Consider the following 18,269-nt stretch of genomic DNA (forward strand, 5'->3'; position numbering starts at 1 on the left):
TCAGGTGCTTTACATCGTCATAACTCGTCTAGAACGTATCTTTTCTGGAGAATGAGAGTAACCGTAACTTGAAAAGCATCTCTAAGAGCATAAGCAAGCTGTAAACCAGAGGTACCGCTTCCGACAATACAAATCTGTTTCTTCAAGATTATCGCTCCTTCTCTCTATTTTTTGGAGAACATATTGAACTCGTAACGCTCTCAGTCTATTTTTGATTCTGAGACTTTTTGTTTAAATTCATATAGGTATAAATTAAAAGAACGCGTGTTGAAGAAAGCGGGGAAGCGGGTATGATAAATCAAATCGAACAGTCATTATCTGAATTATTTTCTTCTGGCAAAGGAATGTATGGTTGTTCTTTGTATGATCTTGAAACTAAAGAGAGCTTTGCTTTTCAAGAAAATGAATCCTTCTATGCTGCTAGTATTATAAAGGTTCCTATCATGGCTGCTGTTTTTGCACACGCATATGAAGGAAAGTGCCGTTTAAAGGATAAAATTCAAATTCATGAAGAAGACTTTGTACCTGGCGATGGTATATTGAAGCATTTATCTGCAGGTATGGAATGGACAATTTATAATCTACTTGTGCTAATGATTATTGAAAGTGATAATACTGCAACAAATGTCTTGATTGATTTAGTAGGTATAGAAAACATAGCATCACATATGACACGATGGGGATTCAGAACGAGCCAGCTGAATCACAAGCTGCAAATTTCACCCGACAGAAAATCTGGTGAATTCAACGTTATAACACCGAATGAAATAAATCTCAGTTTTTAATCCATTTAGCATCAGGGAGAGTTGTTTCCATGAATGCATGTGACAGGATGATCAAGATTCTTAAACAACAGAAGATGAATGATTTACTTCCGTGTTTACTTCCAAATGAAGAAGGTGCAATTGGAATGATTCCGAATTGGGAAGCAGCTCACAAGACAGGCTATGTTTCAGGGGTGGAACATAATGTAGGATTATTCTATTTTCCAGGTCATACATACGCAATTTCTATATTGAGTAAAAACGTTCCAAACCGAACTGAACCAAAGCGGATTATGGGGAAAATCGGACAACTACTATTCGAGGTTTCAAGATAAGAAAAAAGCTAATGGATGCTTGTAATCCATTAGCTTTTTCTATATTAACAGATTGAATCTGTAGATTTAGGATTCTTCAATCCGAATAAAGGTCTAATAAACAGTGCTAAAAAGGTGCCGAACATCGCCATTACAGCCCAGACCCAGCCATGAAGACTAAATGATGCAATGCCACCAAAGTATGCACCAATATTGCAACCGAAAGCTAATCTTGCGCCATATCCCATTAATAGACCACCAACAATAGAAGCACCGGCTACTCCTGGCTTGATTTTTCCAGGCTTAAAAGTTCCTTGAAATGATGCCGAGATAAACGCGCCTAGCATGATACCGAAATTAAGAACACTCGTAGAATCAGTGAGAACACTCTTAGTAAGAGCTTCGCCATTAGGTCCAGCAAAATAACCCCAGCTGGAAACATCCACGCCAGTTTCCATTAAGAACTTGCCACCCCATAGTGCAAATGCTGATGTAATACCCCAAGGATTTCCTCTGATCGTTAATACTAAAGCATTAAGTAAAGCCAGAACAATTGCAGCAGTAAACAACGGCCAAGATCCACGAAGAATCTTTTTCCAACCAACAGTAGTAGGAAGAGGCTTCATCATTGGAGGATTTTTCTTTTTAGAGATTAATATTGTAATCCAATAGATCAATGCAAATAGTGCCATCTGAAGTATCCAAGCACCAAAGTATCCAAAACCAGTTGTTTCAGCAAGGGAAATCGGCTTGAATGAAGGTGTTTCTTCCATCCAGAATGTAAAATGATAAGCTCCCAATAATGAGCCTGCAATAAAGGAAAGTAGAGTCAAAACCATTGATGAAGAGCCACCGCCTAATGAATAAAGCGTACCAGATGCACAGCCATTTCCAAGCTGCATACCAATACCGAACAAAAAGGCACCAAAGATTACACTTACACCAACAGGTGAAACGTATCCTTTAGGATCTGTCCCAGTAAAACTAAAACCTGTGCTTAAAATGATTGCGAATAAAGTGGTTGCAACGGCAAGCATCAACATATGTGCTTGAAGTCCTTGAACGTTACCGACTGATACTAATCTACGAAATGCTGAAGTAAAGCCGAATCGTGCATATAGCAAAGCTCCACCAAGCGCTAACCCAATTATAAAAAGGCTACCTTGTGTCCAGTTCGCAACTTTAATTGTAAATAAAAGCAAAACTATTGCTGCAAGGACTCCAAAAATTACGTAAGTCCTTTGCATAGGCTGTAATTTCGCAACAACAGTGGTAGGTTGAAATACTCGTTGTTTATTTGATGAAAGATAAGTCTCTTTTTGTTCCATAACTATAAAACCTCCAAATCCTATGAGTTATGTCGGATTTAAAGCATTATACTATGAATCCATAAATATGAAAAGTTATTTCGATTTATTCCACTATTGTCCATGTCGAAAAAGTGAGTTCTTTCATTAAATATTATGAATAGGGATGAAGGGAGACTGCAAAATGGCTAAAAGAAGAAATAGATTTCATACAGATTGTTTTTCTTGCGATGACGATTTACAAAGAGCAGGACTCGGATCTGGGATTGCAGTAAAAGAATCATCGTTTCAAGCTTTAACGACTGCAACAACAACTTTTCCAGTACTTATCACTCTAGATGACGCTGTAACCACTACAGGTATTGAATTCTTAAGGAACGGTGTCTCATCAGGACTACAAACGACAACGGGTGGAATTTATGATATTGCTTATATTGTTAGTTCTACAGTAACGACAACAACAGGTGTAGCAAATACATTGTTATTTGAACTTGTAACAAGCACAGGGAGGGTAATTGCTGACTCAACTGCTACTCAATTTTTCCCAGCGGCGTCAGTAGCAGGTTTTTCAGCAAATACAAACCTAGAACTGGCACTAAATGCAAGGTTGTTTCCAGGTGAATCAGTTTCAATCGTCTTACGATCAATTACGCCGTTAATTTCTGCAGGGACGATTACAATTAATACAGCCTCATTGTTTATTTCACCGACACCAACCATTGAAGGGTTCAGAGAAGAGTCATCGAATTGTTGTATCGAATCAAGCATTCATCATTGTAAGAAAAGTAGTTTATTTGGTGGTCAGAGAAATTCGCAGTATAGAAAAAGATAATAATATTTTGCTAATAATATTTTGCTGCGTCTTGAAGTGAATTTTAAGATGTGGCAAATTACATAGCTTAACATCTAAAATTTTCGTTTTCGTCTCACTATCTTAAGTAATCTTTGGTTTTGAGACTTGTTTCATTATGTTTTACATAGTTGCCGAGAATAGATATTACGTTAACTAGTTAAAAATAATTAATAGTAAGTTAATTATTTAAATGAACACTTTCCTCTTGTTAAAACAATTGTGACGGTTTCAATTATTCTATGAGCTTGTGCTAACATCACGTAAATCGACGTTTTTTATGTGTCTTTCAAAATACAAACACAAATCCAAAAGTTGCGATTGGTGTTTTCTTAACTAAATTTTCTTTTCATTACATAATAACGTCTCAACCAGCTGCTGTGTGGTTGTCTTTCTACGTTATGTTGTTGCAGAACACTATTGATATATCTTGCTGTCACATTTGCCTCTAATGCGATCTCATTGCTGGTCATTCCACTCTGAAATCGTTCAATAATGGTAGGAATACTCATGGTGCACTTCTTTTTTCGCATACCAATCCACTCCTTTATTCACTTTCTTTTATTAAAACGAACATTTGTTCTCTAGTCGAGTTTTTGGCACTTTGGCCCACAAAAAAGACGCTATCTCAAATGATAGCGTCTAGAAATAAGCTTTATTTCATTAACTTTTTAATGATTTTCAAGCCGAGTTTTGCGTTCGGATATCGAAAACTAAAGTCGAATTTATTCGTTTGATTGAGCACACTTTTGTTATGAGAAAACGCAACGAAACTGGACTCACCATGATAACTTCCAATCCCGCTCTCTCCTACTCCACCAAACGGCAGATATGGTGTGGCGATGTGCATCAATGTATCGTTGATCGATCCACCACCAAATGAGATGTTACTCACTACTTTTTCTTCAGTATCTTTGTTAATCGTAAAAAGATATAGTGCGAGTGGTTTTGGACGTTCTACAACAAATTCAATCACTTCATCGATGTTTTCATATTCCATGACTGGAAAGATGGGTCCAAAGATTTCATCAGTCATAACAGGTGATGAAGTGTCAGATGGTGCTATTAAAGTTGGTTCGATCTTTTCACTGATTTCATCGTATCGACCACCGAAAAGTATTTCTCCTTCTGATAAGTAACCTTTTAAACGATTAAAATGACGATCATTTACGATCTTACCGAATTCTTCGTTTTGCAGTGGGTTTTCTCCGTAAAATTCTTTAATTACTTCTTTAAATGTCTCAATGAATGGTTGACGTATGTTTTTGTGTAGAAAGATATAGTCTGGTGCTATACATGTTTGTCCAGCGTTCGTGAACTTACCGAACGCTATTCGCTTCGCAGCAAGCTTGAGGTCTGCTGTTTCATCTACAATACAAGGGCTCTTGCCACCTAGTTCTAATGTGATAGGTATAAGTCTCTTACTAGCCGCTTCCATCACAATTTTACCTACTGGTACGCTGCCTGTGAAGAATATATAATCCAATGGTTGATCGAGCAAGATCTGATTGGTTTCAACTCCGCCTTCTACGACTGCAATAAAGTCAGGATGATAGTATTCTTTGATCAATTCATCCAATAGTTTTGACGTTTGTGGCGTAAGCTCGGATGGTTTTAAAATAGCCGTATTACCAGCTGCGATAGCACCGATTAATGGAGCAAGTTGCAGTTGGAATGGATAGTTCCAGGGTGCGATGATTAATGTGACGCCATAAGGTTCGGCGATGGTATACCCTTTTGAGCCAATATGGGTTTTTGCTGTTTTTACTTTTTTAGGTTCCATCCATTTTTTGAGATGTTTTTGAGTGTGACGAATCTCTTCTAATAAAAAGCCGATCTCCGTTGTATAGGCTTCTGCTTCAGATTTATTTAAATCTTTCTTTAATGCATGAAGAATCTTCGCTTCGTTGTTTCTAACAAGCTTTGAAAGGTTGTTTAAAGCTTTCATACGGAAATCATATGATCGAGTTACGCCGCTTCGAAAGTAAGTTCTTTGAGCAAGTACAAGTTTATCAATTGATTCCTTTGTGCTATCTTTCATCGTGTTTGGCTGATTCAAGCTTTACGCCTCCTACAACATAAAATTAAGTGTTTAAACTTATGAACATGTATTAGTGAAATCACTATAATATGTTTATGATAGGTAGTCAATCATTTTGACTTTCTCATTTATTATAATGATACATTACTAAAATAACCTTTAAAAAAGAGAACTAAACAAAAAGACCCTCTCCATGTAAAAGAAAGGGTCTGCTTAATTTGTATTTAGTCTTGAGGAACGGCAGAAACTTGCCACTCTACACCATATTTATCTGTTACTTGGCCATATGATGGACTCCAGAATGTTTCTTGTAAAGGCATTGTCACTTTACCCTCTTTAGAGAGTTTCTCAAAAACTTGTTTTGAAGAATCCACTGAATCGATTTGAATCGCGATGGTTACTTGATTTCCAATGTTATAAGGCATCCCTGGAAAATTATCAGAAAGCATCATAACAGTATCGCCTACTTTAAATTGAGCGTTCATTACGCGGTCCTTTGCTTCTTCTGGAAGTGGATGATTAGGATCTTCTGGCATCTCTCCGAATGTTTGAAGTGAGATAAGCTCTGCGTTAAAAGCGTCTACATAAAACTCTACTGCTTCTTTTCCGTTTCCATTTGTTACTACATAAGGATTCACTGCTACAATCATTTTTTAGCACCTCATCGTCTCATTTTTTCGACACAAGAACATTTGTTCGTTTTTATTGTATCAAACTTTATTTATCTTTGCTACAATTTTTATATTTCTACTAAAACTGATTTACACCTTCTTTTCCATATAAAAAAGAGAACCATTTAGGCTCTCTTTCCTCTTCTTTATTTTAAATCAATACTATAGATTCCAAATCCGTTTGCGTCTGTTTTGTTCGTGTATTGAATCTTGCCTGTCTCACTTGTATATTTTTGGCCGTTCGGTGACGATAAGAACGTTACGTTAGCATTTCCACTAATCGGAGCAATCGACCAATTATTGTCCGCAGTTGGCGTGATCTCTTTCATCTCTGTAATGTAATCCATTAAGATCTGACGGTTCTCATCAGCAGAGTCAACTACATATTCGCTGCCTTTAACTCCTGGGAAGTTTCCGCCGCCACCCGCTCTGTAATTGTTTGTTACTACGATAAAATCTTGGTTAGGATCAACTGCTTTTCCGTCATACGAAAGATTCACGATACGATTGCTATTAGCGTTAATCACTCCTCCGTTTTTATCATACTTAGGAGCTTTTGTTACATCGACTTGATAATTAACGCCGTCGATTACGTCAAAGTTATAAACAGGGAAACCTGCATCTAAGAGTTCTTGTGCTTCTGTTTTGTTAGGATCGATCGTCTTAAATTTACCAGCGGACATTTCTAACCACTCTTTTACAACAGATCCTTTTACTTTAAGTGCTTTTAACGTGTTGTCATAAAGGTAGAGGTCACCTGCACTGCGAATCGTTAGTGGTCCTTTTTGAATCTCGGTAAATTCACTAACTCCGTTTCTTCCAGCTTTAAATGGTGCTCCAACTGAGAGAATAGGAAGATCTTTGTATTCTGGTTTGTTTAACGAGATGTATTTTTCTACGTACCATTTTTGTGCGTTCGTTACGACTTGAACAGATGGGTCATCTTGAACGAGTGCAAAGAAGCTATGAATATCGTCTGTCGTTGAACCGATTGGTGTGTTTACGTACTTGATCGTTGCATCATGTACATTTTTTACAGTCTTCACCACTTTTTCGTCTGGTTTAACGGTAGCTGCACTTCTAACTGAAGACTGAGAAGAAACGACTTTCCATCTTCCACGATCTTGTTGAAGGGTTAAGTCGATCAGACCAAGTGATCCTCCACCATAGCCTGCTTGTACAGCTGGCACACCGTTAATCGTACCTTTCGCATTATCAATCCCAGGAAGAATATTGCCCTTAGCATCTTTAAACAACGCATCTAATGATTTCTCATCAGCTGCTGGGAATATTTTATGTGTATGTGAGAATGTGATGGCACTGATCCCTTTTACTTTGCTGAGGGAATAGATAACATCTTCTGTGTTCGCTTCACTTCCGTTAAAGCCAGAGTGAGCTTGTGCGATGATAATATCTGCACCTTTTTTCTTCATCTGCGGGATAAACTTTTCTGCACTTTCAATGATATTCTTCGTAATTACTTTCCCATCAAGGTGTGATTTATCCCATTCGTTGATCTGCGGTGGCACGAAACCAATATAACCAATTTTCAAAAGCTTCGGTCTGCCGTACTCATCTCTAACGAATTTCTTTACAATTTTGTATGGTGAGTATTTGTTTACATCATTTTTAGGATTATTATCATGATCATCTACGTACACGTTAGCGTTTACAAAAGGAAAATTAGCATCATCGTACGTTTCTGCTAAAAAGTCGAGGCCGTAATTGAACTCATGGTTACCGAGTGTTGCCATATCATAATCCATTAGATTCATAGCTGCGATTGCTGGATGAACTTCCCCGTCTTTTAATGGAGCGATCTTTGCTTTATATGTGCCGAGTGGTGTACCTTGAATGAGGTCTCCGTTATCAACTAACACACTGTTCTGACTGTACTTTAAATCTTCTCGAGCTGTTTTAACAAGTGTAGCTGTCTTTGCTAGCCCAACGTTTTCAGATGCTGCATTTTTGTAATAATCGAAGTTAAGTAGGTTTGTATGAATATCTGTTGTTTCCATGATTCTGAGGTTAACTTTACTTTTGTGTTTTGCTGGCATTTTAGCGATGGCTTGGCCAGCTAAAGGTGAACTTAATAGACTGATAGCTAAAGTAAGTGAAGCTACTTTCTTAACATTTTTATTCACAACAATAACCCCTTTATTTCATATGATTGAGACTAACTGGTCAGATCAAGGAGGATCGTCTGCTACTTCGAATATATGCCTCCTGTAGCTACGTGCCTTTAGAAGCATCTTCCACTTCAATCAGCTGTGGATGAGGCGAAAAACAAAAGCTATTTCAAAGCAACTTACTTGAATTATCCGAAAATCCTAACATTTTGGTCCCAAGGAAGATTATAATCTTCCTTTTCTGATAATGCTAGCTTGTTTTTTCAAGATTCTGTGCATTTCTACACAACGTGTATCTTTTCATCGTATAAATATAGTATAGTAATCTTGTATCATCCATTAACTTCCATCGAGTGAATTGAAAGGAATGAAGAAAATGGCAAAATCAAAAGCAAAGAAAATGAGAGAAAAACGCGTTCGTGCAGGTAAACGAAATCCTATTCTGGAAAGAAGTGCTTTTGCACATCCCGAGATGTATAATTTGATGACATCGAAGAGAACAAAATCGAAAAAGGAAAAATTAGACCACATCAAGCATAAAAAGCGGCTATCATCCACTGGTTTCAGTGAGGATCATAGCCGCTTCTTCGTTTATACCGCTTCCTTCTGGCTTTTTTGCACGTGAGAAACGATCACTTTTTTAGACTTGGTATTAAATAAAAGATTTAATGTAACAGCCATCAAACTTCCAGCTACGATTCCATTTTCTGTGAGAATCTGAATACTCTCAGGAAGACTTTTGAAAAGTTCAGGTTCAACCGTTACGCCTAATCCCATACCTACGGAACAAGCAATAATGAGAAGATTTTCTTGTTTGGCAAGGTTTACTTCACTGAGCATTTTGATACCTGATGCAAACACCATCCCAAACATGGCAACCATCGCCCCGCCCATAACGGCTGTTGGGATTAATGTTGTAAGTGCAGCAACTTTTGGCATCAAACCAAGGAAGATTAACATACCTCCTGCAACATAGATTACCTGCTTTGCTTTAACGCCAGATAACTGAACAAGTCCGACGTTCTGTGAATATGTCGTATAAGGAAAGGCATTAAAGATTCCACCTAATATAATAGCAAGTCCTTCCCCTCGATATCCTTTTGTTATATCTTTCGGTGTTAAATCTCTATCACATATCTTACCTAAAGCCATAAACACCCCTGTAGACTCAATCAAACTTACGATTGCAACTAAAATCATTGTGATGATCGCACCAATTTCAAAGGTTGGAACTCCAAAATAAAAGGGTTTTGGCATATGAACCCATGAGGCCTCCATGACTGGTGTGAAATTCACTAAACCGAGAAATGATGAAGCAACAGTTCCGGTAATTAGACCTAATAGAATAGATACGGATCGAATGAAACCTTTAGAAAAACGATATAAAAGAAGGATGAATGCTAAAACGCCAAAAGAAAGAATTAAGTTTTGTGGTGAGCCAAAGTTTTCGCTTCCCGCTCCACCCGCCATGTCTTTGATCGCGACTGGGATTAAAGTTATTCCAATTATCGTAACTACGGTTCCGGTAACGATTGGAGGAAACAGCTTAAGGATTTTTCCGAACGCTCCAGCAAAAATAACAACGAACAAACCTGCCGCAATAATAGACCCATAAATGGCACTCATCCCATACTGTCCACCAATCGCGATCATTGGCCCTACAGCTGTAAACGTACAGCCTAAAACAACAGGAAGACCTACTCCAAAGAAACGATTCTGCCAAACTTGTATAAGAGTAGCTAATCCACATGTTAGGAGATCGATGGCAACTAAATAAGCTAGTTGTTCAGAAGATAATTTTAAAGCACTTCCTACGATTAGTGGTACGATAACCGCTCCTGCATACATTGCTAGAACGTGTTGTATACCTAGAGAAACCACTTTACCCTTCTTCATGAAGACATCACCTCAGATTGGATGAACGTTATCCCATTTGTGTTCATTTCTTTAACTCTTGCGATCGATTCAACACGATATCCTTTTTCCTCAAGTTTTTGACGACCGACTTGAAACGATTTTTCGATCACGATCCCAAAACCGGCTATTGTAGCATCTGCTTGGTTAACAAGGTCTGCCAGACCAAGAGCTGCTTCACCGTGTGCTAAAAAGTCATCGATGATCAGCACGTTGTCACCTGGTTGGATAAATTTCTTTGCAACGGAAATCTCGTTCTGCTCTTGTTTTGTGAAAGAATAAACACTTGATGTTAATAGTCCTTCTGTTAAGGTTAACGATTTCTTTTTACGAGCAAAAACAACAGGAACGGAAAGTTTTAATCCTGCGAAAACGGCAGGTGCTATACCGGACGATTCGATCGTTACTATTTTTGTTATTCCTTCACTGATAAAACGATACGCTAATTCATTACCAATTTGAACCATGAGTTCAGGATCGATCTGATGATTCAAAAACGAGTCTACTTTTAAAACGGACGAGGATAAAACAATACCTTCATCACAAATTTTCTTTTCTAAAAAATTCATTTTCCCACCTCATACTTTTTTATTAAATACAAAAAACCGGAGAACTCCTTCTCTCTGATCGAGTGAAGCAATTCTCCGGTATAACAAAATCGGAACACATAAATAGCCCAATACATCTTGAAATACAAAATGCATGGAAAGTTTGCGTCACTCGTAGTCAAACCCTTAACGGGGGCTTGGTAGAAACTTGCAGGCCATATCCCTGCGATTATACGAGCTTTATGAAGTTAACTCACATTATACGATAAAGGTCTGAAAATGAAAACCTCTTTATGTGACTTTACTTTAATGAAGTGACTTATTTATAATCCGTACTTTGTCGGATGGTTTCGTAAACTCTTTTTCCGATTAACGCATAGCCCTTTTCGTTAGGATGAAGTTTGTCAGAGAAATAATCACGTTTATTTTTGTCGATAAAAAGGTCATCAGTGCGTATATAAGCAGTATTTTTATTTTTCTTCGTAACTTCTTTTGTGGATTGATTCCAATTTGATACGGCTTCGTTAACGACCGACATATCACTCCATTCAGCTTTTGGGTTATAGATACCTAATATATAAATGGTCTTCGGGTACTCTTGATTTTGTACATTTTGAATGATTTGGTTCAAATTTTCTTTGTAGATTTCCTCGTTGGCTGCTAGCTCTTCTCTGTTAAATTTGGTCAATAAATCCGTACTTTTCAAAAAATCATTCGTACCTATATTTATAAAAATCACATCTGAGCTTTTAGCCGTTTTTGCTATCTCAGGATTATTCAGCCGCTTAAGTAGATCTGTGCTGGTATCATTTGGAACTCCAAAATCATGTACAACGAGGTGTTTGTTTAAATCTTCTTCATAGCGATCTTCCACATCTCCTATATACCCATTATCCTTTGTATCACCTAATCCGTAAGCGAGTGAATCCCCAAGAGCTGTTACTTCCATTTCTTTTGAGTTAATGGAGTATACGCCAAAAGCAACGCCTAACACGACAATCATACACGCTGCTATAATCAATGATATTTTCTTCATGTTTAAACCTCCGACTTCTAGTTGTTTATTCTAAGTATGTATCAGGGGGGATTTCTTTAGACCCTTTGGCATTATTGGTATTCATACCTGTTTTGATTAACTTTTAAACAAAACAGGTACACACCTCTTGCAAAATGGACTAAAAAAAGACAACATAAATCGTTCATGTTGTCTAAGTAGATTATGTTAACTTTTGTGATATCAAATCTGCTACAAGAATATAGCGCTCAGGTGATGCACCAATAAAATTAAAAGGATAGCATGTTGAAACAGTTAATGTTGCTCTTGGTTTAGGAACAATTACAGTTCTGTCATCTTTGTCTACGATGCGCACATTCCGAATTTTATAGGTAAAGGTTCCCGCTGAGGTTTTCACAATCAGCGTATCCCCCTTTCCTACTTCACCAAGCTTTCGAAAAACCGTATCTCGGTGTCCAGATAGAACAGCATTGTCTTGTTCTCCTGGTAATACACTTTTCTCGAAATGACCAACACCTCTTTCTAATTCTTCTTCATCTGTTCCATGAAAAATAGGAAGTGTAGCATTTAATTTTGGTATGAGTAGGTTACCGATATTCTCACCTTTTTTCGGTCTTACCGAATAGAATGTTTCCTTCTGATCAGAATGCTTTATGTGTATTTTGGATGGCTTTTCTGAACTCTTTCCGATCTGTGTCTGGCTCGTTTGAAAGAGCATGTATCCTTTAATAAATGTATAAGCGTTTGTAGTACTAAACCAAAAACCAAGCAATATTAAAACAAGTGAAAAAATAAGAAGTGTCGTTCGAATGCTACTTCTCGTTTTCATTAGATGCCTTTTACCCGAAATCTTCTAAATAAGAATATTCCCGCCGCTAAAATACCTAGACCCATTAAAGTATTCTCTAAATGGTTTGTTGCGGTTGTTGGAAGTTTTCCGCCTCTCACTGTTTTTACAGGTGGACTCGCTTTAGTCGGAGTTGCAGAGACAATCTTTTCAACTTTTTGAATATCTTTACCTGTTTCTTGAATCATTTCAGAGCCAAACATCTCAGCTGTGATTCGAATATCAGCTAATAACTCACCATTTAGATTATAAATTTCCATGATAAGATCATTTCCATTTGTCGTTTCCATCGTCATCAATGTATCCATCGACACAGGTTGTTTTTGTCCATCTACAACTAGATAGTATTTTGTTTCAAGTTGTAACAGCTGCTTCATCTCAGAAAAGATGGATAATAGTTCAGCAACTTGTTCAGAAGTAAGTTCATCAGCAGTTTCAAAATCATCAAATGCCATCATTCTTTCGGCAAGTACCATCATTTGATCAAGAAATGCTGGATCTTCCCAATTAAGAGTTTCCATATGAGTTAAAAGCTTCTCTATTTCTTCCTCTGTTAAACCAATCTCTGTAAATAGATCCTCGATATCATCACCCATATAGTCATCGCCATTTATATAGAAATCAACGGCTCCTTCAAGATCTTCAATGTATTCGTAATTTTCTCTTGCATCATCATTTTCTTTTAATAAAGCGTCCAGTTCCGCGAGAGAAGCTAAGTTGTAATCTCTTAATAATTGTTGAAGATTTTCATCATTAATAAGAGTTCCTTCCCAGTCATCTCCATTGATATAATAATCAACAGACCATTCTAGGTGTTCGATATATTCATAGTTGTCACGTGAATCATCGTTCTCTTTTAATAAAGCATCCAGTTCTTCAATGGATTTTAAATCGTAATCACTTAACAACTTTTGGAGATTAATGTCATCTATAGGTGTGCCGATCATAAAATCAACTTCCTCAAACAATTCCTCTTCAAAGATAATATAAGTTCCGTCAAGAACGTCTTGTCCTTCTTCTATATTTCCATATTCAACAAGAAGTTCATTGAGTCTATCACGACTGATGTCAAACTCTTTTAACACTGCTTGAACACCTTTTTCTGATAAGGGTGTACCAAGTTCATCGACAGAATCAAATTCTCTTAATGCCCACTCTTTACTGTCTAGATAAGCAACAAAATCCTTCGAGTTCCAACCAATCTCTTGTAAGAACGCTTTATACTCTTTGTCGTTTGCATTTATCGCGAACGCTGACAACGGCAAGATGCCGAGGCTAATCGTAATAGCCAATAAGAAAGTTACAACCTTTTTCATCCCTGACCCCCAGAAAACTAGTTTAGTATAATTTCTAGAAAATTATACTGCCAAAATCTGCTTTTGCATACAAGTTTTTTTAGAATTAGATTTTGTAACCTTCAGGTGCTATGCATAATCTAAAAGACATAAAAACATAATGTTCGATATTTCTTCATTGTAAATACCGTCAACTTTGTTTACGATAAAAGTAACTTCTTTTTATTTAGTAAAAATTCTACGAGGTGAACAATGGGTAAACAAAAAAAGAATAAGGCTTATGTAAACAGCTCAAAGAACAAGAACAACTCTTCTCCTGTTTGGCTTTTTTGGACGATTGGTATTTTGACTCTAGGATTGATCATTTTTCTGTTCAGCGGTGCACTTGATAATAATGATACGTCCACAGCTGATATATCCTATGAAAACCAGCCTTACTTAGGTGAGAAAGATGCGACAGTTAACATTGTTGAATTTGGAGATTACAAGTGTCCCGCATGTAAAAACTTTAATGAGTCATTCTTCCCGCTTATTGATAAAGAACTGATTCAAACAGGGAAAGTGAAATTTTATTTTTTAAACTATCCGTTTATTAATGTAGATTCTGAACGATCAGCTATATTTGCGGAAACTGTTTATAAGGAATTAGGAAATGAAACGTTTTGGAAGTTTCATAAGACGCTATATGAAAAGCAACCTGACGATCAGAGTCTAGAACGACAGGACATTTTTACAGAGAAATTCTTAACAGAAACACTTGGTGAAGTGACTTCAGAAGAAGATGTTAAGAAAGTTACTGAAACATGGGAGAACAAGGAAAATGAAAAAGCGCTGAAAACAGATGAAGCACTAGTAAGTGAACTTGGTGTAACGAGTACGCCAACATTGTTTGTTAATGGTAAAAAGTTTGAAGGTACCTCTTTAGAAGATTTAAAGGAAATGGTTGATGATGCGAAGGAGAGTAAATAAAGGTGGGTAATAAACCTTTATTGATCGCTTGGATTGCTTCGATCGTTTCCATGGTAGGAAGTCTGTTTTTTAGTGAAGTCATGAAGTTTGTGCCATGTAATTTTTGCTGGTATCAACGGATTTTGATGTATCCGTTAGTCATTCTGCTAGGTGTTGCCTTTTATCAACAAGATCATAATGTCACACGTTATGTCCTTCCTCTATCCATTATGGGCATCATCGTTTCAGGCTATCATTATGCTCTTCAAAAAATTCCTGCACTAAAAGCTTTTGAAGTGTGTACATCTGGTGTTCCATGTTCAGGTCAGTATATTAACTGGCTAGGATTCATCACGATTCCACTATTAGCTTTTGTTGGATTTACAACTATAACAATTTGTATGTTATGGATGAGAAAGCAATCGAATTAATCGGTTGCTTTTTCTTTTTGCTCTGACAATAAAAAAGAGCCAGTCCTGTAATAGAAACTGACCCTTTAATTATATAGAATTATTGTAAATCAACGTTATGATACACTTGCTGCACGTCTTCTAGATCTTCTAAAGCATCGATCAATTTCTCAAATTGACTTTGTGATTCTTCAGTGAGTTCCACATCGCTTTGTGCAAGCATCGTAAGTTCTGCTACTGAAAACTCTGTTATACCCACATTCTTAAATGCTTCTTGCACAGCATGAAACTGATCAGGTTCAGCATAAACAATAACAGATTCATCCTCTTCGATCACATCTCGAACATCTAGGTCTGCTTCCATCAACAGCTCCAATACATCTTCTGTTGACTTTCCTTCTAGACCAATTACAGCAGTTGCATCGAACATGTATGATACTGCACCAGAAACACCCATGTTTCCATTATTTTTATTAAAAGCAGAACGCACTTCCGCTACTGTTCGATTGACATTATTCGTCAAAGTATCCACAATTATCATCGATCCGTTCGGACCAAAACCTTCATAACGAAGCTCGTCATAGTTCTCGTCTGAACCGCCTTTCGCTTTTTCAATCGCACGGTCGATGATGTTTTTAGGAACGCTATATGTTTTTGCTCGTTCTAAAACGACTTTTAAAGACTGATTGGATTCTGGATCAGGCTCTCCTTGTTTTGCAGCCACATAGATTTCACGACCGAACTTTGCATAAATACGGCTCGTATTTGCGTCTTTTGATGCTTTTTTCTCTTTAATATTATTCCATTTACGTCCCATATTGTTCACTCTCTTTCAACTTTAAATCTATGTAGAACATTATACATCAACTTAACTAATTTTTAGTAGTATAAGAATCAAAACAAAAGCAACCCGATAAACAGGTCGCTCTGAACTATAGTCCATATTTGTAGATTCTTTCTGGTCTGCCTACACCTCCATAAGTGATGTCCGCTTTTGCTTTTTGTTCTGACACGAGATATTCTAAGTAGCGTCTTGCCGTTGTTCGACTAACTCCGGTACGCTGTCCAAGGTCTTCTGCAGTAAAGCCTTTTTGATGGTGCATCAATATGGACAAGATCTTTTCAAGTGTAATAGGATCGATGCCTTTAGGGAGTAAGTATGGTTCCATCTCGACCTTCTCGCGTTTTAATAAAGAATCGATCATATTTTGATTGACTTCTTTATCTGCTGACAGTTGAGAGATAGATCGCTTATAATCGTTAAATTGTAATAAAGTATCTTTAAACCGCTGAAAGATGACGGGCTTTACTATGTAATCAAAAATCCCATCTTCAAGAGCAACCTTTAGCGTTTTCACCTCTGTTGCCGCTGTTACCATGATGACTTCGATCCCTCGAAATTCACTCCTAATCCATCTTAGTAGATCTAGTCCATTCATATCTGGAAAATAAATATCTAAGATTACTAAGTCAGGTCTTAAAATCGAAATCTGTTCTTTTGCCTCTTCCTCGTTTAATGCTATGCCACATACCGAAAAACCTTCTACTTTTTCAACAAATTTTTTGTTGATCTCGGCAATTCGAATGTCGTCTTCAACGATAAAAACTTCCCATGAACTCATGATGTCTTTCCTCTATTCTTTTGGGATTATTACAGTGAAAAGCGTTGTTCCCGCTTTTGTTCTCTCAAAAAAGATATGACCGTCTAATACTTCCACAGCTTGGTTGATTAGATATAAACCATACCCGCGATTCTGTCCTTTTGTAGAGAATCCCTTTTTATATAACATATTAGCGATATCTCCAGGAATTCCTTCTCCATTATCTTCAACTTCAATGATCAGCTGTTCTCCAAAATCAGAAAGATTGATTGTTACTATTGGGTCATATGTTCCTGACTCTATTACAGCTTCCATGCTATTATCTATTAGATTACCTATGATCGTAACTAGTAATTGTCTGTCGATTGAGTCTGGAATATCTTTTAGGTGACTTGAAGGATCAATCGAAAATTCTACTCTTAGCTCATTCGAACGATTGAACTTACCAATTAATAGACCACCTATATAAGGATCAGAAATATGCTTCATAATAAATTGTGTAAAATGATGATGAACATTTGATTCTTTTGTAATAATATCTTGTGCCTCCTGATAAGAACCTAGCTGAATAAGTCCGGATATTAAATACAGTTTATTTGAAAATTCGTGTGTTTGAGCTCTTAAGCCCTCACTATAGCTTTTCACTTGCGCAAGTTCTTCACTTAATCGATAAAGCTCATCTCTGTTTCTAAATGTCGCTACCGCCCCAATGACTTGATTATGATCATCTAGTATTGGAATACGATTCGCGATAACTTTCGTGTTTCCGAGTTTCATCTGTTCGTCAAATTCATTTCTTCCAGAAGCAATAACATCAAGTAATCTTGTATTCGGAATAGCTTTTAACACATTTTCACCCAATAACCTCTCACTTTCTGTTTGTAGCATCTGAAGTGCAGTGTGATTGGCAAGGGTTATTTCACCTTCTCGATTAACAGCAATGACCCCTTCTCTAATCGCTTCTAAGATCGCGCTTTTTTCTTTGTATAACAAGCCGATCTCTTTTGGTTCTAATCCATGGGTGGCTCTTTTTACTCCTTTTGCAATCAGTACAGAACCGAGTGTTCCTAGCAACAAGGTAATCGTGCCTATAATGATTATTTTTATTTTATACGGCCAAATGTCCTCTTTGATCTGATCAGTTAGAAAACCTACTGATACCAATCCAATGATTTCGCCGTCTTTATTTATAACGGGTGATTTCCCTCGTACAGCTGGACCAAGTGAGCCTGTTGCTTCAGTGATACTCGGTTCACCAGATAAAGCTTTTTGGTTGTCACCACCAACCATCTTCTTACCGATTCGTTCTTTAATGGGGTGTGAATAACGAACACCTTCTTTGTTTCCAACTACGATGTAATGAGCCCCTGTTTTCTTTCTGATTTTCTCTGCATAAGGCTGGATTGTTTCAGAGGGATCATCACTTTCAAACGCATCAATAACAAGTGGATTGTTACTTACTGCATAAGAAACACTTAGTGCTCTCTCCCCAATTTGACTCTTCATCGTGTCTTCAAACATATTCTGAAAGATAAGTGCTAAAATCGTGACCACAATAAAAATTAGGGAACAGCTGATGAGAATTAATTTTGTTTGCAGTTTCATAGTTTCCCTC

The 18,269-nt window shown here is 37.1% G+C and carries 19 protein-coding genes and 1 riboswitch; of the genes, 5 read left to right on the forward strand and 14 right to left on the reverse strand.

All coding sequences use genetic code 11. The features are described 5' to 3' along the window. Window positions 1-17 precede the first annotated feature (17 nt). Window positions 18-146: an NAD(P)-binding protein gene (locus tag IHV12_RS11795; protein ID WP_197191010.1), complete on the reverse strand. Its 129-nt coding sequence runs from the start codon at window positions 144-146 to the stop codon at window positions 18-20. A 144-nt stretch (window positions 147-290) separates the two neighbouring features. Here IHV12_RS11795 and IHV12_RS22885 point away from each other — a divergent pair, with 144 nt between their 5' ends. Together IHV12_RS22885 and IHV12_RS22890 are read left to right on the forward strand one after the other, a co-directional pair. After that, the gene (locus tag IHV12_RS22885) at window positions 291-785 is read left to right on the forward strand and encodes a serine hydrolase (RefSeq protein ID WP_197191011.1); all 495 of its coding nucleotides are present in this window, start codon (window positions 291-293) and stop codon (window positions 783-785) included. Between the two features lie 29 nt (window positions 786-814). Next, window positions 815-1,099: a serine hydrolase gene (locus IHV12_RS22890; RefSeq protein WP_197191012.1), complete on the forward strand. Its 285-nt coding sequence runs from the start codon at window positions 815-817 to the stop codon at window positions 1,097-1,099. A gap of 44 nt (window positions 1,100-1,143) precedes the next feature. On the opposite strand, the gene IHV12_RS11810 is transcribed toward IHV12_RS22890, so the two are convergent. Then, a complete protein-coding gene (locus IHV12_RS11810; protein WP_197191013.1) occupies window positions 1,144-2,406 on the reverse strand; it encodes a YeeE/YedE family protein in 1,263 nt (420 codons plus the stop codon). Window positions 2,407-2,569: 163 nt separating this feature from the next. On the opposite strand from IHV12_RS11810, the gene IHV12_RS11815 reads away from it, so the two are divergent. After that, the gene (locus IHV12_RS11815) at window positions 2,570-3,217 is read left to right on the forward strand and encodes a hypothetical protein (protein ID WP_197191014.1); all 648 of its coding nucleotides are present in this window, start codon (window positions 2,570-2,572) and stop codon (window positions 3,215-3,217) included. A gap of 350 nt (window positions 3,218-3,567) precedes the next feature. On the opposite strand, the gene IHV12_RS11820 is transcribed toward IHV12_RS11815, so the two are convergent. From IHV12_RS11820 to IHV12_RS11860, 9 genes are all read right to left on the reverse strand, one after another. Next, on the reverse strand, window positions 3,568-3,768 hold the full coding sequence (locus tag IHV12_RS11820) for an endonuclease (RefSeq protein ID WP_197191015.1): 201 nt from the start codon (window positions 3,766-3,768) through the stop codon (window positions 3,568-3,570). 122 nt (window positions 3,769-3,890) lie between these two features. Further along, the gene (locus IHV12_RS11825; RefSeq protein WP_197191334.1) at window positions 3,891-5,276 is read right to left on the reverse strand and encodes an aldehyde dehydrogenase; all 1,386 of its coding nucleotides are present in this window, start codon (window positions 5,274-5,276) and stop codon (window positions 3,891-3,893) included. Window positions 5,277-5,500: 224 nt separating this feature from the next. Continuing rightward, complete coding sequence (locus IHV12_RS11830; protein WP_197127968.1) at window positions 5,501-5,926, reverse strand: VOC family protein; 426 nt, start codon at window positions 5,924-5,926, stop codon at window positions 5,501-5,503. Window positions 5,927-6,093: 167 nt separating this feature from the next. Next, window positions 6,094-8,091 carry a bifunctional 2',3'-cyclic-nucleotide 2'-phosphodiesterase/3'-nucleotidase gene (locus tag IHV12_RS11835; RefSeq protein ID WP_370568803.1) on the reverse strand — a complete coding sequence of 666 codons (1,998 nt, stop codon included), beginning with the start codon at window positions 8,089-8,091 and terminating at the stop codon, window positions 6,094-6,096. Window positions 8,092-8,667: 576 nt separating this feature from the next. Beyond that, complete coding sequence (locus IHV12_RS11840; protein WP_197191016.1) at window positions 8,668-9,972, reverse strand: nucleobase:cation symporter-2 family protein; 1,305 nt, start codon at window positions 9,970-9,972, stop codon at window positions 8,668-8,670. Continuing rightward, entirely contained in the window at window positions 9,969-10,559 is a 591-nt protein-coding gene (locus IHV12_RS11845) for a xanthine phosphoribosyltransferase (protein WP_197191017.1), read from the reverse strand. The genes IHV12_RS11840 and IHV12_RS11845 overlap by 4 nt, the downstream gene beginning before the upstream one ends. Window positions 10,560-10,693: 134 nt before the next feature. Further along, a riboswitch (purine riboswitch) is annotated at window positions 10,694-10,795 on the reverse strand. 62 nt (window positions 10,796-10,857) lie between these two features. Further along, a complete protein-coding gene (locus IHV12_RS11850) occupies window positions 10,858-11,574 on the reverse strand; it encodes a GDSL-type esterase/lipase family protein (RefSeq protein WP_197191018.1) in 717 nt (238 codons plus the stop codon). A 181-nt stretch (window positions 11,575-11,755) separates the two neighbouring features. Further along, window positions 11,756-12,382, reverse strand: coding sequence for a class D sortase (locus tag IHV12_RS11855; protein WP_197191019.1), 627 nt, complete (start codon window positions 12,380-12,382; stop codon window positions 11,756-11,758). Next, on the reverse strand, window positions 12,382-13,716 hold the full coding sequence (locus IHV12_RS11860) for a processed acidic surface protein (protein ID WP_197191020.1): 1,335 nt from the start codon (window positions 13,714-13,716) through the stop codon (window positions 12,382-12,384). Before IHV12_RS11860 ends, IHV12_RS11855 begins: the two co-directional genes overlap by 1 nt. Window positions 13,717-13,947: 231 nt before the next feature. Here IHV12_RS11860 and IHV12_RS11865 point away from each other — a divergent pair, with 231 nt between their 5' ends. Next, window positions 13,948-14,664: a DsbA family protein gene (locus IHV12_RS11865; protein WP_197191021.1), complete on the forward strand. Its 717-nt coding sequence runs from the start codon at window positions 13,948-13,950 to the stop codon at window positions 14,662-14,664. Between the two features lie 2 nt (window positions 14,665-14,666). Further along, on the forward strand, window positions 14,667-15,074 hold the full coding sequence (locus tag IHV12_RS11870; protein WP_197191022.1) for a disulfide oxidoreductase: 408 nt from the start codon (window positions 14,667-14,669) through the stop codon (window positions 15,072-15,074). Window positions 15,075-15,153: 79 nt separating this feature from the next. Here the strand turns inward: IHV12_RS11870 and IHV12_RS11875 are convergent, their stop codons facing one another. The 3 genes from IHV12_RS11875 to IHV12_RS11885 all read right to left on the reverse strand — a co-directional run bounded on the left by IHV12_RS11875 (window position 15,154) and on the right by IHV12_RS11885 (window position 18,259). Beyond that, window positions 15,154-15,870: a YebC/PmpR family DNA-binding transcriptional regulator gene (locus IHV12_RS11875; protein ID WP_197191023.1), complete on the reverse strand. Its 717-nt coding sequence runs from the start codon at window positions 15,868-15,870 to the stop codon at window positions 15,154-15,156. A 115-nt stretch (window positions 15,871-15,985) separates the two neighbouring features. After that, a complete protein-coding gene (locus tag IHV12_RS11880) occupies window positions 15,986-16,675 on the reverse strand; it encodes a response regulator (RefSeq protein ID WP_197191024.1) in 690 nt (229 codons plus the stop codon). Window positions 16,676-16,687: 12 nt separating this feature from the next. Then, window positions 16,688-18,259, reverse strand: a complete 1,572-nt coding sequence (locus IHV12_RS11885) for an ATP-binding protein (RefSeq protein ID WP_197191025.1) — start codon at window positions 18,257-18,259, stop codon at window positions 16,688-16,690. Window positions 18,260-18,269 lie beyond the last annotated feature (10 nt).

It is taken from the genome of Fictibacillus sp. 7GRE50 (assembly GCF_015903875.1).
In the GTDB taxonomy this organism is placed as follows: Bacteria; Bacillota; Bacilli; order Bacillales; family Fictibacillaceae; genus Fictibacillus; species Fictibacillus phosphorivorans.